The organism is Arthrobacter sp. alpha11c (assembly GCF_054149985.1).
On record NZ_CP196747.1, the window covers coordinates 3,426,189 to 3,443,341 of the forward strand.

At 62.3% G+C, this 17,153-nt stretch carries 20 protein-coding genes and 1 pseudogene; 12 read left to right on the top strand and 9 right to left on the bottom strand.

Translation table 11 applies throughout. The features are described from left to right. Nucleotides 1-13: 13 nt before the first annotated feature. Complete coding sequence (locus tag ACTAQJ_RS15715) at nt 14-433, top strand: VOC family protein (protein ID WP_498697470.1); 420 nt, start codon at nt 14-16, stop codon at nt 431-433. 21 nt (nt 434-454) lie between these two features. On the opposite strand, the gene ACTAQJ_RS15720 is transcribed toward ACTAQJ_RS15715, so the two are convergent. The 5 genes from ACTAQJ_RS15720 to ACTAQJ_RS15740 form a co-directional block, all read right to left on the bottom strand. Beyond that, a complete protein-coding gene (locus ACTAQJ_RS15720; RefSeq protein WP_498697471.1) occupies nt 455-847 on the bottom strand; it encodes a DUF1304 domain-containing protein in 393 nt (130 codons plus the stop codon). Between the two features lie 51 nt (nt 848-898). Beyond that, nucleotides 899-1,774, bottom strand: coding sequence for a class II fructose-bisphosphate aldolase (locus tag ACTAQJ_RS15725; protein ID WP_498697473.1), 876 nt, complete (start codon nt 1,772-1,774; stop codon nt 899-901). After that, a complete protein-coding gene (locus ACTAQJ_RS15730) occupies nt 1,774-3,243 on the bottom strand; it encodes a GntP family transporter (protein ID WP_498697476.1) in 1,470 nt (489 codons plus the stop codon). Before ACTAQJ_RS15730 ends, ACTAQJ_RS15725 begins: the two co-directional genes overlap by 1 nt. A gap of 100 nt (nt 3,244-3,343) precedes the next feature. Further along, entirely contained in the window at nt 3,344-4,246 is a 903-nt protein-coding gene (locus ACTAQJ_RS15735; RefSeq protein WP_498697477.1) for an NAD(P)-dependent oxidoreductase, read from the bottom strand. Between the two features lie 36 nt (nt 4,247-4,282). Beyond that, entirely contained in the window at nt 4,283-5,770 is a 1,488-nt protein-coding gene (locus ACTAQJ_RS15740) for a four-carbon acid sugar kinase family protein (RefSeq protein WP_498697479.1), read from the bottom strand. A 130-nt stretch (nt 5,771-5,900) separates the two neighbouring features. Here ACTAQJ_RS15740 and ACTAQJ_RS15745 point away from each other — a divergent pair, with 130 nt between their 5' ends. From ACTAQJ_RS15745 to ACTAQJ_RS15760, 4 genes are all read left to right on the top strand, one after another. Next, the gene (locus ACTAQJ_RS15745; protein ID WP_498697481.1) at nt 5,901-6,704 is read left to right on the top strand and encodes an alpha/beta fold hydrolase; all 804 of its coding nucleotides are present in this window, start codon (nt 5,901-5,903) and stop codon (nt 6,702-6,704) included. A 79-nt stretch (nt 6,705-6,783) separates the two neighbouring features. Further along, nucleotides 6,784-7,485, top strand: a complete 702-nt coding sequence (locus ACTAQJ_RS15750; protein WP_498702208.1) for a FadR/GntR family transcriptional regulator — start codon at nt 6,784-6,786, stop codon at nt 7,483-7,485. Nucleotides 7,486-7,553: 68 nt separating this feature from the next. After that, entirely contained in the window at nt 7,554-8,171 is a 618-nt protein-coding gene (locus tag ACTAQJ_RS15755; RefSeq protein WP_498697483.1) for a nucleotidyltransferase domain-containing protein, read from the top strand. Next, nucleotides 8,172-8,555, top strand: coding sequence for a hypothetical protein (locus ACTAQJ_RS15760; protein WP_498697484.1), 384 nt, complete (start codon nt 8,172-8,174; stop codon nt 8,553-8,555). It begins immediately after the preceding gene. A gap of 114 nt (nt 8,556-8,669) precedes the next feature. Here the strand turns inward: ACTAQJ_RS15760 and ACTAQJ_RS15765 are convergent, their stop codons facing one another. Further along, a complete protein-coding gene (locus ACTAQJ_RS15765) occupies nt 8,670-9,101 on the bottom strand; it encodes a universal stress protein (RefSeq protein ID WP_431117519.1) in 432 nt (143 codons plus the stop codon). A gap of 173 nt (nt 9,102-9,274) precedes the next feature. On the opposite strand from ACTAQJ_RS15765, the gene ACTAQJ_RS15770 reads away from it, so the two are divergent. Further along, on the top strand, nt 9,275-10,078 hold the full coding sequence (locus ACTAQJ_RS15770) for an SDR family oxidoreductase (RefSeq protein WP_498697486.1): 804 nt from the start codon (nt 9,275-9,277) through the stop codon (nt 10,076-10,078). A gap of 108 nt (nt 10,079-10,186) precedes the next feature. Further along, nucleotides 10,187-10,396 (top strand): dodecin, encoded by a 210-nt coding sequence (locus tag ACTAQJ_RS15775; RefSeq protein ID WP_377667018.1) that lies wholly within the window; start codon nt 10,187-10,189, stop codon nt 10,394-10,396. A gap of 50 nt (nt 10,397-10,446) precedes the next feature. Here ACTAQJ_RS15775 and ACTAQJ_RS15780 read toward each other — a convergent pair whose 3' ends face one another. Next, nucleotides 10,447-11,331, bottom strand: coding sequence for a helix-turn-helix transcriptional regulator (locus ACTAQJ_RS15780; protein WP_477516595.1), 885 nt, complete (start codon nt 11,329-11,331; stop codon nt 10,447-10,449). Nucleotides 11,332-11,565: 234 nt separating this feature from the next. On the opposite strand from ACTAQJ_RS15780, the gene ACTAQJ_RS15785 reads away from it, so the two are divergent. The 5 genes and pseudogenes from ACTAQJ_RS15785 (at nt 11,566) to ACTAQJ_RS15805 (ending at nt 16,443) form a co-directional block, all read left to right on the top strand. Further along, entirely contained in the window at nt 11,566-12,387 is an 822-nt protein-coding gene (locus ACTAQJ_RS15785; protein WP_498697488.1) for an aldo/keto reductase, read from the top strand. Between the two features lie 36 nt (nt 12,388-12,423). Continuing rightward, on the top strand, nt 12,424-13,395 hold the full coding sequence (locus ACTAQJ_RS15790; RefSeq protein WP_498697489.1) for an aldo/keto reductase: 972 nt from the start codon (nt 12,424-12,426) through the stop codon (nt 13,393-13,395). After that, the gene (locus ACTAQJ_RS15795; protein WP_498697491.1) at nt 13,392-14,414 is read left to right on the top strand and encodes an NAD-dependent epimerase/dehydratase family protein; all 1,023 of its coding nucleotides are present in this window, start codon (nt 13,392-13,394) and stop codon (nt 14,412-14,414) included. The genes ACTAQJ_RS15790 and ACTAQJ_RS15795 overlap by 4 nt, the downstream gene beginning before the upstream one ends. Before the next feature lie 82 nt (nt 14,415-14,496). Then, nucleotides 14,497-15,326 (top strand): annotated as a pseudogene (locus tag ACTAQJ_RS15800) (aldo/keto reductase). Between the two features lie 67 nt (nt 15,327-15,393). Next, entirely contained in the window at nt 15,394-16,443 is a 1,050-nt protein-coding gene (locus tag ACTAQJ_RS15805) for a lactonase family protein (protein ID WP_498697493.1), read from the top strand. Here the strand turns inward: ACTAQJ_RS15805 and ACTAQJ_RS15810 are convergent. Beyond that, on the bottom strand, nt 16,440-16,670 hold the full coding sequence (locus ACTAQJ_RS15810; protein ID WP_216922625.1) for a hypothetical protein: 231 nt from the start codon (nt 16,668-16,670) through the stop codon (nt 16,440-16,442). The genes ACTAQJ_RS15805 and ACTAQJ_RS15810 overlap by 4 nt on opposite strands. Beyond that, nucleotides 16,667-16,864 carry a hypothetical protein gene (locus ACTAQJ_RS15815; protein WP_498697495.1) on the bottom strand — a complete coding sequence of 66 codons (198 nt, stop codon included), beginning with the start codon at nt 16,862-16,864 and terminating at the stop codon, nt 16,667-16,669. The genes ACTAQJ_RS15810 and ACTAQJ_RS15815 overlap by 4 nt, the downstream gene beginning before the upstream one ends. Between the last annotated feature and the right edge of the window lie 289 nt (nt 16,865-17,153).

Below are 17,153 nucleotides of genomic sequence, written 5' to 3' on the forward strand. Positions count from 1 at the left end.
CAGGATCGAACCCATGACTACGTCCATTTTCGTGAACCTGCCCGTCAGCGACCTCGAGGCATCCAAGGCCTTCTACACGGCCCTTGGCTACCCCATCAACCCGAACTTCACCGATGAGACAGCCGCTTGTGTCGTCGTCAGCGACACCATTTACACAATGCTCCTGACGCACGACAAGTTCAGTCAGTTCACCGATCAGCCCATCGCGGACACCCGGAACTCGGCCGGGGCGATTGTTGCCATCTCTGCCGACAGCCGCGAAGGTGTTGATGCCCTGGCCACTAAGGCGGTGGAAGCAGGAGGTTTCGAGACGTACGATCCCAGGGACCTCGGGTTTATGTACAGCAGGGCGTTCCGCGACCTCGACGGCCACCACTGGGAGGTTGTCTATATGGACGAGGCCGCAGCGCAGAGCGGCCCGCCGGAGCACTAAGGCGCATCGGCCCCGCTGGCACTAGCCCAGCGCCAAAGCCAGCACGCCAAGCACGACGGCGAGCAGCGGCGTTGTCCCCTGGAGAACCGCCGGGCGGAGGTACTTTTTGCCGCTCGCTGCGAGCACCAGCGCCGCAAGGAGCATGGAACCGCAGCAGCTGAATACGAGGGTCCAGCCAACCTGGGGCGCACCCATGGCCACTGCGATGATGCCTACCAATGCGCCAATGGCCAGGAACAGATTGTAGTAGCCCTGGTTGTAGGCGAGCGGCTTGGTGGTTTCGGCATCAGCCTGCGATGTGACGCTGAACCGTTTCCACGTGGCCGGCTTGGTCCAGGTGATGGACTCCATCGTGAAGATGTACACGTGGAGCAACGCCGCAAGCAGGGCAAAAATCAGGGAGGCCAGGATCATGGTCTGATCCTAGCCTCCCTGTGTTACAGAGCCTGTGAGGGCGGGGTTGTGTCAGTCACTCAGCATCGCCAGCGTTGCTCCGGCGAAGGACCACGCGGAACCATTCCATCGAGCCAGCAGGCCTTGGAGGTTCTCACCGTCGGCCCGGTGGGCGGGGGTTTCAGCTTCGAGGGTTGCCAGGATTCCGGTGCGCAGCTCGGTATTGAAGTTCACCTTGCCAACCTGCATGGAAGGAGCCTTTGCGAGCTGCTCAGCCGGGATGCCTGAGGCGCCATGCAGCACCAAAGGCACGTCCGTCCGCGCAGCAACTTCCTGGAGCACGTCCCAGCGGATGTTGGGCTCACCCTTGTACTTTCCGTGGACGTTACCCACGGCGATCGCCAGGAGTTGCGCACCGGTGCGTCCCACGAAGTCAGCCACCTGCGCGGGGTCAGTCAGTCCGGTGACGGAAGTGCCGGCGTCGGGCGCTGGATCTTCAGTACCGAAAGCCTTGTCCTCGTCGCCGGCGAGGCCGCCAAGTTCTGCTTCGATCACGACGTCGAACGCACCCTGGGCATCCAAGGCGGCACGGACTTCGCGGACCAAGGCGATGTTGTCCTGGTAGGCCATGGACGAACCGTCGGCCAGGACTGCATCCGCTCCGGCCGCAACGGAATCCTTGATGACCTGCAGGTTCGATGCGTGGTCCAGCTGGACGGAAACCGGAACGCTGGCGTCGTCGGCAAGGCCGCGAAGTGCTGCGATGAGCCGGAGCCCGTTGGGAGTGGATGCCGTCTTGGGCGCTACCAACAGGATCACACCGAGCCGGGCTTCTTCCGCCGCCGAAACAACGGCCAAGGCAGTGGTGAAGTCGTAGCAGGTGAAAGCCGGAACAGCAGAGCCATCAGCGAGGGCGGAGGTGACGAGCTGATCGAGTTTGGCGCGCATTAGTGGGCCAAACCTCCCACCAGGATCCATGCGGCGTATGTCAGCGCGAAGCCAGCCAGGCCGAGGATGGTGGTGAGGACGGTCCAGGTCTTGAGACCGTCCGTGACGGTAAGCCCGTAGTACCGGATCACGGTCCAGAAACCTGCATCCGTCACGTGGGAGAGCCCCAACGCGCCGAATCCGATGGCGATCACGATCACGGCGATCTGGGCGGGCGTGTAGCCGCCTTCCATCACAGCGGAGGTGAGCAGGCCCGTCGTCGTGACAATGGCGACGGTGGCCGAACCCTGGGCGGCGCGGAGTGCCAGGGAGATGATGAAGCCGAGCACGATCACCGGCAAGCCCAGGCTGTCCAAGGTGTGGGACAGGGCTGCGCCGATGCCGGAGGTGCGGAGGACTTCACCGAACACGCCGCCCGCTGCGACAACCATGAGGATGGAGGCAATGGGAGGAAGGGCGCCTTCGAAGATCTCACCGGTTTCCTTGAGTGACCAGTTGCGGCGGACCGCCAGCAGGAAGAAGGAGAGGGCAACCGCCACGAGGAGCGCGAAGAACGGGTTGCCGATGAACGCGGCCACGCCGTACCAGTAGTTGTCCTTGGCAATGGTCAGCGTTCCCAGGGTGCCCACGAGGATCTGGACGATCGGAGCAGCGATCAGGAACATGATCAGGCCCGGACGGGGAGGGGCGATGGCGCGGGCGCCGGGGCCGTCGTGACCAACATGCACCAGCGAGTCCGCAGAACCGAACTCGTCCACCTGTGCCTTGACGCCCGGGAGCAGTTCGTAGTCTTTGCGGTTCATAATGCTGGCAACCCAGTAGGACAGGAAGCCAAGCGGCACGCAGATGATCAGGGAGATCAGAGTGATGAGACCAATGTCGGCGCCAAAGACACCGGCACCGGCAACGATTCCCGGGTGCGGCGGGACGGCCACGTGGATGGACAGCATGATGCCGGCCATGGGCAGGCCGAACTTGATCGGGTGAACGTTCGCGATCTTGGCGAAGGCGTAGACAATCGGGACGAGGACGATGACGCCCACCTCGAAGAACACCGGAATCGCCACGAGGAAGCCCACGGCCGTCAAAGCGATGGCAACGCGCTTGGCTCCGAGCTTCTCAGTGAAGTGTGTAGCCAACGACTGCACGCCGCCGGATACCTCGATCATGCGGCCAAGAATGGCGCCGAGGGCAATCAACAAAGCAACCTTGCCCATGGTGCTGCCAACGCCGTTGGCCACCACGGTGAAGATGTCCTTGAGCGGAATCTGGGCGGCCACACCAACCAGGATGCTGACAGCCAACAGGGCAACGAAGGCCTGGATCTTGAAGCGGATGATCAATACCAGCAGCAGGGCAATGCCCGCAGCCGCAATGGTCAGCAACAGGGGTGTTCCCAGTTCCACTGCCGGTTTGATGGCGGGGGCATCAGCAGCCCGGACCACCAAAGAGTTGATGAGGGGATTCATTGGGGGTGTCTCCTTTGACATACCAGTCTAGAAGACCGGCGGGAGGTGGCGACGACGGCGAAGGGGGGACCGCCGTCGTCGCGCGTTCTTATTGGGGTGGTTAGGCGGTGCGCTTTGTGGGCGCGACAACCTTGATGACGGCGGAGTCGTCGGCGGCGGCGAGGCCCTGGGCCTGGCCGAGGAGGTAAAGCTGTTCTGCGGCGGCAGCAACGGGTGCGGCAAGGCCGGCAGCGCGGGTGGCCTTGCCCACGATGCCCATGTCTTTGACGAAGATGTCGAGGCGGCTGAGGACCTCGGCTCCGTCTTCGGTATAGGCCTCCAGGATGCGGGGGCCGCGGTTGGAGAGCATAAAGGAGCCCGCAGCGCCGGCTTCGAGGGCGGCAAGCGTCTTTGCCTGATCCAGACCCAGGGCATCCGCCAGGGCCATTGCTTCGGCAGCAGCGGCGATATGCACACCACAGAGCAACTGGTTGACGGTCTTAAGGGCCTGGCCATCGCCGGGCTTGTCGCCAACAATGCTCAGGGTGGACGCCAGCAGCTCCAGTGCTGGCCGGGCCTTTTCAAGGGCCTCTGGCTCGGCTCCAACAACAATGAGCAAGTCGCCTTCGCCCGCGCGCTTCGGGCCGCCGGACAACGGAGCATCCACCAGCGCGACGCCGTACCCTGCGAGCTTTTCAACTGTGGCCGGGATGGCCTCGGTGCCAACCGTGCTGCCGAGGATCACGACGGCGCCCGGCTTCAGAACCGAGGCAACGCCGTTCTCGCCGAACAGGACATCGTTGAGCTGCTCCCCGTTGCGAACGGCCAGGAGCAACGCGTCAGCATCCTGCGAGGCTTCGCGGGCAGAAGCGAAAGTCTTGATACCGGCTGCTGCAGCGAGCTCCAAACGGGGCTCGGCGATGTCGAAACCGTGGACGGTCAGCTCAGACGCGAGGCGGGTGGCCATGGGCAGGCCCATGGCGCCGAGGCCCAGAACGGTGATGGTGTAATTGCTGCTGGTCATGATGTTCTCCATTGAATTTTGTGGGCTTCCGGGAGTCTAGAAAGTGGCGCTGAGTTTGCGGGTGACCTGGGCGAGGGACTGGTCATCGCCCACGTTGCCGGCGAACACGATGTAGGGGATGCCTCTTGCGGGGCCATCCACCGGTTCCCAGAGCGAGACGATGCCCGGCAGCATGGGTCCGCGGACGATTGCGTGGCGGATCTCCAGTCCGTGCGCCGCAACATCCGAGGACGTGATGCCACCCTTGGCGATGACGAACCGCGGCGGGAAGGTTTTCAGCGTCCGGTTCACTACATTGACGACGGCGGCCGAGACGGTGCGGGCGATCTTCAGGCTCGCTGCGGCGTCGTCGGTCTTGATGAGCAGGCGGCTGGTGTGGACGATCACGTCGCCTTGGTGGAGGGCATCGACGACGTCGGACACCACTGTGGCGATGTAACCGTCGGCTTGGGGAACCAGCAGCTTCTCAACGTCGATCTCGATAATGCGCGCGGAGCTGTGGGCGGCCGTCAGGGCGCTGAGCTGGCGGGTTGTCACGCCGACGTGGGAGCCGACCACGATCAGGCCACCGGCTGTGGAGGGAGTGTTGCCCGCGTACGCCTCTTCGGAGGTCAAGGCGGTTCGGATTTCCTGGCCGATCCGGCCACGGACGAACGGTGGGCCTACGCGGTAAAGGAGCTTCTTGCCGCGGCGTTCGGCTTCTTCCAGGCCTAGCGCGAGGGCACGGAGATCGTTTTCGGTGACGATATCGGCCACGATCGGAGTGGAGTTGGTGGCTGGCTCAAGGGCATCGGCAATGGCTTTGGCGGAAATCGCGGGGTCCTGCGCGGAGGCCCCGGCGCGGATGATGTTCAGGTCCAGGACGATCACATCGCTGGCCGGGAACCTGCCCTGCGACTTCTCCTCCACATACTTGGCCATCTCGGAGTTGGCGAAGCCGAAGCTGGCGTCCTTAGCGAATTCCGTCTCTGCCACGGGGGTGAGCTTGCCGGCTTCTTCCCCTGCGCCGCGCATGTAGTGGACACCGCCGATGGTGACCCTTCCGGCGTCGGGGAATGCGGGGACGATTACTACGCCGTCGGTGGTTTCACCGGTCTCGGCAGCAACCGTGGCGGCAATGACATCGGGCTCCAGCGGGTAGTGGCCACGCAGGGTGGAGTCGCTGCGGCTGACAAAGCCCAGCTTCACGTTGCCGGCGGCTGCTGCGAGTGCGTTACGGACAATCTCTTCGTTGCGCGTTGCAGCCTCCGCCGGATCCAGGCTGCGGGTGTTGGTCAGGACGTACACGGCGGGCTTGGTTTGGTTCTCACGGATGTGGGTGAAAGCCCAGGTGAAGTCCGCGACCTCCCAACGGGTGAGGACGGCGAGATCCGAGACGGACTGCGTTCCGGTGGGGTCGTCATCAAGGACAACCAGGATGCGTGGGGCCTGGGCCGAAGACGCGGCAACGGCGTCGGCAACCAGCTGGGCAGGAATGTGGACTTCCGCCGGGAAAGCGGCCAGAACGTCGGCTTCAAGGGTCACTGTGCACTCCATCGTGGGAAATCTTTGTAGCGGTTCGTGAATGTAAGATGTCAGACATCTAACATTTCATAGCCAGTGTGACACAGCGCTCTTCGGCGCGCAAGATGCTGTGCGTCACTAGTCTGGAGACATGGCCGGCACCCCAGTTCCACTCCCCCATGTGGATGCTCGAACCTCCGCGTCTCACGTCGACGGGCAAGTCCCAGTGGTGCTGATCCACGGATGGGCTTCGGGCTCCGTCTACTGGGAGCCGCTCGCGAAGATACTGCTCGACGCCGGGCGCGAAGTTTGGATCCTCGACCTCCCGGGCTATCACGCGGGTCAGGACCTGCCGTCCGACTTCTCCTGGACACTGGACACCGCCGCCGCATCGGTTGGGGCAGCGATCCGCGCCCGCACAGAAGGGCCGGTGCATCTGGTGGGGCATTCGATGGGCGGCAGCGTCTCACTGACTTTGGCGGCAAGGAATCCAGAACTAGTGGCAACAGTGACTTTGGTAGGAATGGTTCCGGCGCCTCAGAACGAGGCCTTCAAGAACCTCTTGGTGTCACAGCTGAAGCAGGGATATTTCGACGCCGATACCAAGCTGAAGCTCATGAATGCTTGGTACGGGGACCTCTCCACGGACGACATGGAGCTGCTCAGCAAAGGATTCGATGCGCCGTTCCGGATTCTGTCCGCCAGCGCCTGGGCGGCGATGACCGGCGTCGAACCTTCAGTGCCCAGCCGCGTTCAGGCGGCGCTGCTGGTGATCGCTGGAACCGGAGACCGCGTGCGGTCCATCGAGCAGATGACTGCGTTCGTGGCGGCGAGCCCAACACGCACCTTAAAGTCGGTTCCCGACGCCGGTCACAACGTCCACTGGGAGCAGCCGGAAGAATGCGCCAAGACTTTGCATGAATTTTGGAAAACGAGCTGGCCACCGCCAGCGTAAGATGTCTGACAACCATCCGCGCTTGGAGGAAAACATCCATGAGGTGCCGGACGGTCTGAAATACAGGAAATGGGGATACATGGCACGCAAGTCGCTGGTCGGCGTCGTTGCTGATGAGCTGCTGGACCGGATCATCGCGGGCGAGTTTCCGCCGGGAACGATTGTCCCGGGCGAACTGGAGCTCAGCGCCCGCCACGAGGTGAGCCGCATGACCGTGCGCGAAGCCATGAAAACACTCGAGGCGCAGCGGATCCTCAGCGTGGAACGCGGCCGCGGCACGTTCGTTAATCCGCTGAACCAGTGGGCATCCCTGGAGGCAGTCCTGCGTGCCGCTTCCGAAGGAACCAAGGATGCGGCCGCTGCCGTCCAGCTCATCGAGCTACGCCGGATGCTTGAAACGGGAGCCTGCGAACTCGCAGCGGAACGTATCTCGGATAACGAACTGATCGCGCTCAAAGAGCACGTGGAAAAGATGCAGGCCGCACACGAGGTTAATGACGTGGCCGCCTTTGTGGAAGCTGATCTCGCCTTCCACGATGTCATCCTTCATGCCTCGGGCAATGTGTTCGTGGCTGTACTGTTCGAGCCACTGCATCGTGTACTTGAGGCCCGGCGTACGGAAACTTCAGCTTTTGCTGACATCCAGGAGCACGCGATCGGCCATCACCGGAAAATCTCGGCGGCCTTGGAGTCACGGAATCCGCATGAGGCCCGGCTGGCCATGGACGCCCATATGCAGCAGACCTTGGACGATCTGAAGACGTACGTCCTGGAGGCGTAGACCCAAGTGGCTCGGCGGATGTCTACTATTGTAGTTATAAGTGCACAATAGTAGATCTGGGAGACGCCATGCGGCTGCAGAACCCGCTGACGACCATCAGCCCCACGCTTGACATGGGTGTGCTGTACGTCCTGGCGCGCGCTGATGCCGAGTTCACAGCCCCCAACCTCTCCAACCTTCTTCCCGAGTGCAGTTCCCTTGCCGGCGTTCGCAAGGCCCTGATTCGCCTCGTCGCTCAGGGCATCGTCTTGGACAAGGTGGCCGGAAGAACGCACGTTTTCCGGCTCAACCGTGATCACCTTTTGGCCGAGGCAGTGATCGCGATGGCCTTCACCAAGGATCGCCTCTTCGCCCGCATCCGGAGCGAAATCGAGATGTGGGAATTCTCGCCCCTGGTCGTCACGATCTTTGGCTCAGCTGCACGTAATGACATGCGCAACGATAGCGATATAGACCTTTTCATAGCCCTCAATGACTCCAGTGACGAGTCGCAGGCTGACAACAGGATTGCGCAGCTGGCCGCCGATGTCAGTGCGTGGACAGGCAACGACACGCGGCCCCTGGTCTATCTGGAGTCCGAAGTTGCACCCTCCCCGATCTTCGATTCGATCATCACCGACGGGTACACACTTTTCGGCGACGCTACCTGGCTGAGGCGCGTACTACGCGCCGACAGCGTCGCGTAAATGAGGACCGCCCAAGGAAGCGAAGCCATCCGCCTGGGTCGTTTGAATAAGGCTGTGCAATTCCAAAAAGTTGCCTTGGACGCACTCGAACTGGCTGAGGAACACCATGAAGTGGCTGATGCCGTGGCAACACTCTGCGTCCACGCCGGCATTGCCGCCTCTGACGCCATCTGCATTGCCCGACTCGGACGATTCGCACAGAGTCAAGACCACAGTGAGGCTGCGGGCCTTCTGAGGACGGTAGATGAAGCTGCAGCCAAGCACCTAACCACTCTGCTTGGCATGAAAACTCGTGCAGGGTACGGGCACCACGCTGTCAGCACGGAGCAGCTCAAGAAGGCCACAAGGGCCATGAGCGCCCTGTTGGAATTCGCCCGAAGATAGCACTCAGCGGTTTGCCGAGGCCTTTTCCACGGCCAGGAATTCTCCCCAACTGAACAGCAGCAGAGGCCGTTTTGAGCTTCCAAACGGCCCCTGCTGCTACCTAATAAGAAACGGCTACGCGTCCACGTCCGTGTTCACGATGTAGACGTCGCACGGAGCACCGTGTGCCACGCTGTTGGCGATGCTGCCAAGGACACGGCCCAGGCCCTTCATCCGCTTGTTTCCCACCACGATCAGCGAGGCGTTGTTGGTCTCGGCGTAGTTGATGAGCGCGTTGGCCGGCGTACCGCGGGCTGCGAAGTACTTGATGTTGCCGCTGGGGACATCGAGTTCCTCAGAGACCTTGCGGGCCACGTATTCTGCGGAGTCGGCCGAAGAAACCGTGATCCGGTCGCTGCCGCTGCCAAATTCTTCAATGCGGTCATCGGAGAACCCGCTGATGACATGCAACTCGGCGCCAAGGGCTGTGGCAAGCTTCGCTGCTGCCACTGCTGCGCGTTTGGCCGTTTCGCTGCTGTCAACGCCGACGACAATAACTTCAGACATGAGTACTCCTGGTTGTGGGAATTCACTGGTGGTGCTGCTAAAAATCTACACTCCATCACCATCCGCCGCCGGGATCCCGGAAGAACCGGCATCTTCCAGCCCCGTGTTTACGATCCGGCGTGTCCGGGTAGGGATAAGTCATCGGAACCATCACGCGACCGAAAGGCAAGGACATGAGCGAGGCATCATTTTCCCCGCAAACCGCCATCGTCACAGGATCTGACTCAGGGATAGGACGTGCCACGGCGGTTGCACTGGCGAAGGCAGGCATGGATGTCGGCATCACCTGGCACACGGACCAGCAAGGTGCCGAGGACACCGCAGAAGAGGTGCGCGGCCTGGGCCGAAAAGCGGTGGTGCACCACCTGGACACCACGAACGTTTCCGAAACCGCTGCCAGCATTGACAAGCTGGCCGAGGAACTCGGGGGCGTGGACGTGTTCGTGAACAATTCCGGAACGGGAGATGGCACCAAATTCCTGGAACTGGACTACGACACCTGGATGTCCACCTTGGACACCAACCTCAACGGCGCATTCGTCGCCATGCAAGCGGCTGCCAAACGCATGGTCAATGCGGGGCGCGGACGCATCATCGCGGTCACCAGCGTGCACGAGTTCCAGCCGCGGGTGGGAGCCTCCGCCTACGACGCCTCGAAGCACGGCCTTGGGGGGCTCATCAAGACCATGGCACTGGAACTCGCAGAGTTCGGCATCACCGCCAACAACGTGGCTCCTGGTGAGATCGCAACGCCTATGACCGGGCAAACGGACGAGGACCCAAGGCAGAAGGAGCGGCCGGGCGTGCCCCTTGGCCGTCCCGGTGACGCGCGGGAAATTGCCGCCGTCATCGCTTTCCTGGCCTCCCCGGATTCCAGCTACGTCACTGGCGCCTCGTGGCCCGTGGACGGCGGAATGCTCCAGATGGGACCGCACGCAGGATCGCACATCACGGGCAATGACTGGCGCGAAAGCTAAGCCGGCCGGACCTCTGGCCCGCACGGACGTCCGTGGGCTAGTCTGCAGGAACGGCCTGCCGAGCGGGCCAGCATTTTCAAAGATTCAGGGACGATGATGAGGAGCACCATGGCTGACCACACATATAGCGTTTCCGAAATTGTTGGCACTTCTTCCGAGGGCGTCGATGCGGCCGTCAGGAATGGAATCGCCGCCGCCTCCCAGACGCTGCGTAACCTGGACTGGTTCGAGGTGAAAGAGATCCGCGGTCATCTGGAAGACGGCGCAATTGCCGACTGGCAGGTAACCATCAAGCTTGGTTTCCGTTTGGAGCGCTGATCCCTCCGCTAGCTAACACTTGACGCCCATGTTCCGAAAAAACATGGGCGTCAATTGTCATCCCGGCGGACGGGTTCGGGCGCCGGGGTGGTCGCTGCCGATACCTCGCCAAAGCTGCTGAGCAGCGTCAGGGCGTCCGACGACGGCGAACCGGCCTTCGCGGAATGGACCCGCAGGAGCTGGTCCGGATCGTCCGGGAGGCTTAGCGTTTCAAAGTTCAGTTCAAGATCGCCAACCAGTGTGTGGTGCAATCTCACCGTGCCGGCAGAGCGTGACGCCACCCTGTGCCCAGCCCACCATTGACGGAAATGCTCACTGTGCACTGCAAGTTCGCCTACGAGCTGGTTGGTTTGGGGATCGTTGGGGTGCCTGCCGACGTCCATGCGCAAGGCGCCCACTGCCTCGGCGGCCACGGTTTTCCAGTCCCTGAACAGGTCCTTGGCCGCGGGATCCAGGATGATCCAGCGGGTCAGGTTCCGTTCAGCCGCTGGCAGTGCCGTGAAATCCGTGAACAGCAGATGCGCCATCCGGTTTCCGGCCAGTACGTCCGCGCGTCGCCCAAGGACCATCGCGGGAACATCCCCGACGGCGTCCAGCAGCTGCCGCAACGCGGGGCGTACTTTTTGGGCGGGGCCGGGATTGCCGGCCGAACTTGCGCAGTGCTCCAGCAGGTCCAGCATGTGCGCGTGCTCCCCCGCGTCCAGGCGAAGTGCCCTTGCGACAGAGTCGAGGACAGCCTTGGACGGGTGGATGTTCCGGCCTTGCTCCAAGCGTGTGTAGTAGTCGGTGCTCACCCCGGAGAGCCTCGCCACCTCTTCGCGGCGGAGACCGGGCACCCGGCGTGAGCCGGTGGACTCCTGGGCCCCGGCGTCCTCCGGCGAAAGGCGGGCACGCATGACTTTGAGGAATTTTCCGAACTCGGCGCTTTGACCCATCCGTCCATTCTGCCGTTATCGCAGCCGGCAAGGCCAGAGCAGGACCACCGATTTGGGTAGGACTGCCAGACCTAGGAAAAACAGGATCAGGCTGGATTGCTGACTCGCCGACGAAAACTGAATAGGCTCAGTACAGAGCCTCCCGAAAACGCTTTCTGGAAGGTCCGGCCAACCCAGTCGAACCAACAGGAGCCAACGGCGCAGGCCTGAAATTTCTACCTAGAAGGAGACCTCATGCCAGAGCTGACCCTAAACAACGGCGTCACTATTCCCCAGCTCGGATTCGGTGTTTTCCAGGTGCCTCCAGAAGAAACACAGAAGGTGGTGGAAGACGCCTTGGAGGCGGGGTACCGGCACATCGACACTGCCGCCGCCTACCGAAACGAGGACGGTGTGGGCGCCGCCATCGCCGCATCAGGCCTTCCCCGCGAAGACCTATTCATCACCACCAAGCTGCGCAACGGCGAGCAGGGTGAGGCCTACGACGCCTTCCAGCGCAGCCGCGACGCTCTCGGCTTGGAGGTAGTTGACCTCTACCTGATCCATTGGCCTGTCCCTTCGCAGGGGCTGTACACCCAGGCCTGGAAGGAGATGGAGAAGCTCTACCAGGACAAGCAGATCCGGTCCATCGGCGTCTCCAACTTCCTCACAGACCACGTGGACACGCTGTTGCGGGAAGCGGACGTAGTGCCGGCCGTGAACCAGATCGAGCTGCACCCCACGTTCCAGCAGGCCGATCTCGCAAACAAGTGCCGCGATCTCAGCATCGCAGTTGAAGCGTACAGCCCGTTGGGGCAGGGCAAGGACCTGAACGCCGAGGTAGTGGCCCTGGTGGCTGCCGCGCACGAAACAACCCCGGCCCAGGTAATTCTGGCCTGGCACCTCGCACAGGGAACCATCGTGATTCCCAAGTCCGCGGACTCTGCCAGGATGCGGGAAAACCTCGGAGCCGCCGATCTCACCCTTACCCAATCCGAACTGGCTGCCATCACGGCCCTGGAGGCTGGCGCCCGCATAGGTTCCGATCCCGCCGTCGCGGCTTTCACACAGTTCTAAACAGCTCTAAACAGACTAAACAAAGGACACCAAAACATGCAGTACACCCATTTGGGCCGCTCCGGCCTGAAAGTTTCGCGCCTCTGCCTGGGCACCATGAACTTCGGCCCCCAGACGGACGAAGCAACGGCGCACTCCATCATGGATTCCGCACTGGATTCCGGCATCAACTTCTTCGACACCGCAAATGTCTACGGCGGTTCGGGCCACCGGGGATGGACCGAGGAAATCATCGGGCGGTGGTTTGCCAAGGGCGGCGAGCGCCGGGAACGGACTGTGCTGGCCACCAAGCTGTACGGCACCATGACGGATCGTCCCAATGAATCAAAGCTCTCCGCGCTGAACATTCGCCGGGCCCTGGATGCCAGCCTGAAGCGGTTGCAGACGGATTACATCGATATCTACCAGTTCCATCACATCGATCGTCAGACACCGTGGGACGAGATCTGGCAGGCGATTGAGGTAGCTGTCCAGCAGGGCAAGATCCTGTACTCGGGCAGCAGCAACTTTGCCGGCTGGCACATTGCCCAGGCCCAGGAAGCCGCCCGCAGGCGTAATTACACTGGCCTGGTCAGCGAGCAGTCCATCTACAACCTCTTCCGGCGCGAGCTGGAGCTTGAGGTCATCCCCGCCGCGCAGCAGTACGGACTCGGCTTGATCCCGTGGTCTCCACTGCAGGGCGGTCTGCTGGGTGGCGTACTGAAGAAAGAGGAGCAGGGCGTTCGCCGCGCCGAAGGCCGCGCGCTGGAGACGCTCCGCAAGCATGAGGACCAGATCCGTCAGTACGAGGATTTCGCGGACGAACTCGGGCAGAAGCCCGGCGACGTTGCCCTGGCCTGGTTGCTTCATCAGCCTGCCGTGACTGCGCCGATCGTTGGACCGCGCACGCAGGAACAACTGGATGCCGCAATCCGCGCCCTGGACGTGACCCTCAACGAGGATGCGCTCAAGCGCCTCGATGACATCTTCCCGGGCCACCGCACTGCCCCGGAGGACTACGCCTGGTGAGCAGCCTCCTCCCACAAGCCGACACCGTCTCGCCGCGGAACATCCTGTTCATCGGCGGGACCGGGGTCATCAGTGCGGCGGCGGCTGAACGCGCCGTCGCGCTGGGCCACCGGCTGACCATCCTCAACAGGGGACGGTCAGCCGGGCGGCCGGTTCCCGAGGGCGCCGAGGTCCTCCACGCGGACATCCGGGACACCGAGGCTGTGCGGGAGGTACTTCAGGGAAGGGAGTACGACGCCGTTGCGGACTTCATCTCGTTCACCCCGGATCATGCGCGGGCTGGCTTGGAGTTGTTCCGGGGGAGGACGGGTCAGTACATTTTCATTAGTTCCGCCTCGGCCTACCAAAAGCCGCCCACCACCTTGCCCATCAGGGAATCGACTCCCCTGAAGAACCCGTTTTGGAAGTACTCGCAGGACAAGATTGCCTGTGAGGAGTTGTTCTTTGAGGCCTACCGCGAGCAGGACTTCCCTGTGACTGTGGTCCGGCCGTCCCATACCTATGACCGGACCAAGATCGCGCTGGTGGGCGGTTGGACTGACATTCACCGGATGCGCGCGGGAATGCCCGTGTTGGTTCATGGGGACGGGACCTCACTGTGGACGCTGACCCACAGCCGTGATTTTGCCAAGGCCTTCGTCGGCCTCTTGGGAAGGCCGCAGGCTGTCGGTGAGAGCTACACCATTACTTCCGACGAGTTCTTGCCGTGGAACCAGATCTATCGTCTCTTCGCCCGGGCAGTCGGCGTTCCTGAACCCGAGTTGTTTCATGTTTCGTCGGAGACCATTGCCGCCCATAGCAAAGAGCTAGGCCCCAACCTTCTGGGCGATCGCTCGCACTCGGTGGTGTTCGATAACTCCAAGATCAAGGCACTCGTGCCGGACTACCAGGCAACCATCCCGTTCGCGGACGGCGCGAGGGAGATTATCGACTGGCACGATCAGCATCCGGAGCTGCAGGTAGTAGCGGAAGACTTCATGGAGCTGAGCGATCGTCTTTACGCCTGGTCTCGGCGGTAGCTGTTGCCAAGCAGCCAGTGGCCAGCGTAGAAAAGCAAAGAGACCGCCGGTCGAGATTCAAGCATTCGAGGAGACCATGCTCATGACACTTGCCCCGCTCATTGAACTCAACGACGGCTACAAGATTCCGCAACTGGGGCTGGGTACGTGGCCCCTGGATGATGCCCAGGTTACTGACGCCGTCGTCGAAGCTGTTTCGCACGGCTATCGGCACATTGATACGGCAGTCAAGTACGGCAATGAGAAGGGAGTCGGCAACGGAATCCGCGCCTGCGGAGTGGACCGGGGCGAGCTCTTCGTCACCACCAAGCTGGACGGCGGATTCCAGGGCTCGGGCAAGGCAGCGGCAGGGCTCGATGGCTCGCTGGAACGTCTGGGGCTGGACTACGTTGACCTGCTGCTGATCCATTGGCCGCTCCCCGCCGCGACGAGTTCGTCTCCACGTGGAAGACCTTCGAGGAACTTCAGGCAGCGGGCAGGGTACGTTCCATCGGCGTTTCCAATTTCAAGCCTTCGCACCTTGACCGGCTGTTCCGGGAAACGGATGTTATTCCAGCGGTCAACCAGATCCAGGTCAATCCCGCCATCCCGCGTCCCGTTGCCATCGCGTTCAACGAGCAGCACGGGATTGTCACGGAGTCCTACAGTCCACTGGGCGCCAGCAGCGACCTCCTGAATGCCCCGGTTCTGGCAAGCATCGGCAGCAAGCACGGCAAGACGCCCGGTCAGGTTGTTCTCCGTTGGCACGTCCAGCAGGGCCTGGTTGCCATCCCCAAGACTTCCAACCCGAAACGGATGCAAGAGAACCTTGACGTCTTCGACTTCGAGCTGGATCAGGATGATCTGAGAAGGCTACAAACCCTCGATGCCGGGCCTGATGCCGGCGTCGACTCGGACGTACAGGGACACTGAAGGACTGGGGACATCGAAAGACTGGGGACATTGAAGGATTGGGGACACTAAGCATGGGGAACACAGCATGGAAACAGCAGGCACCAAAAAACTGATCTGGACGGGGTCCTACACAGCCGACCGGAACGGAAATGGCGAAGGCATCGGCGCCATCACCCTGGATACAGAGGGGAAACTGACCGCCGTAGGCTTGGCCGTCGAAGCGAACTCGCCGTCCTTCCTCGCCATTCACCCAACGCTCCCAGTGCTCTATGCCGTGGCCGAGGAAGGCAAGATGGTGCGGGCCTACCGCCGTACCGGCATCGCTGAACTGGAGCAAATGGGCGAGCCGTGGTCGGCGGGCGAAGCCGCTTGCCACGTCGCGGCGGATCCGCAGGGGCGATTCATTGTGGTTACCTGCTGGGGTGATGGCCAAGTGATTCTCTACGAACTCGACCACGACGGCGCCATCACGTCGCGCACCACCGCGGAAGCCGCCGTCGACCCCCATCAGACCGGGCCCACGGACGAGCCGCGGCCCAGCCGCGCGCACTCAAGCCTCATGCTTCCCGATGGTCGCGTCATGACCACGGACCTCGGACACGATCTTGTGCGGATTTGGCGGTACGAGCCGGGCGAGGGGCTGCTGCCGGACCACCACGTGATTCTGCCCAAGGGCTCCGGTCCGCGTCACATGGTGCGGCATCCCAGGGGGACGGTTTTTGTCGACACGGAATACTCGATTGAGGTTGCAGCTGTCAGGGCCGAACCCCAGGGAGTCTACGAACTCACGGCCGTGGTTCCCGCCAGTGTCAACAAGGCGTTCGACGGCGACTCTGCCGCCGAGATTGCAATGCCCACTGACGGTCGGTTCGTCTACGTGGGAGTCCGCGGCTCCAACCGGATCTGCGTCCTGAAGGTGGGCGCACAGGGAACCGACGTGACGCCCCTGGCCGATGTGCCAAGCGGGGGCGCTTGGCCACGGCACCACCTGGTCCACGACGGCTGGCTCTTAGTGGCGCATGAAGGTTCCAACGACATCCTGAGTTTCAGGCTCGACCCCGAAACCGGCCTGCCCGACGGACCCGTGGGCAAGGTGGAGACGGGGTCCCCGAGCGTGCTGGTTCCGGCGGGTTAGGCCGCCCAGACCTGGACGTCGTCCGTTCCGCAGAACAGCTTGCGGCCAGTGGGTTCAAGGACCACCCATAGCAGTTCCTGGTGGTGGGAAACATCGTCAACACGGCCGGTACCGGCACCCCAGGCGACGTCGTAGATCCAGACGCGATCCCCGGCGCCCAGTTCAGTCCACTGGGCTGCCGGCACGTGCCGGTAGTCGGCTGGCCTGTTCAGAATGGAGCTGGTCATGCTGAGACTTCGCCAGCGGTCCGGAGCCGCCAGACAGTGGGCACTCCGTTGTGCGCCGGGAGGACGTGACCTTCGGCGAACACCTGAACGGCGTCAGGCTCAGAGTCCGGGCTCCACAAACCCGAGGCCGGGCAGTGGGAACCGGTGGGCATGACACGGGTAGCTCGTTCGCGCAGGAGGGCGATGCTCTTCATCGTTGAAACTCATCCTTGGGTAGTTCAGGGCACCGCTTGCTGTGAAGCAGGGCCTGGTGTGAAGCAGATCTCCTCAACCCTATGCAAGTCATAGACGGTTCGTTATAGGCAATTGCATAGCATTTCCGCAGGGTGTCATGCAGGCGAACAGTACGATTTCGCCTCTTTCTCCGCTAGTAAAGCTGCAAACGCTTCCAGATATAAAGGGCGTAACAGCTCTTCACATCCAGAAAACCTTCTATTTCTGTGGAATCCAGCGAAGCAAGCGCTTACAGTTGTGAGTTGCCAC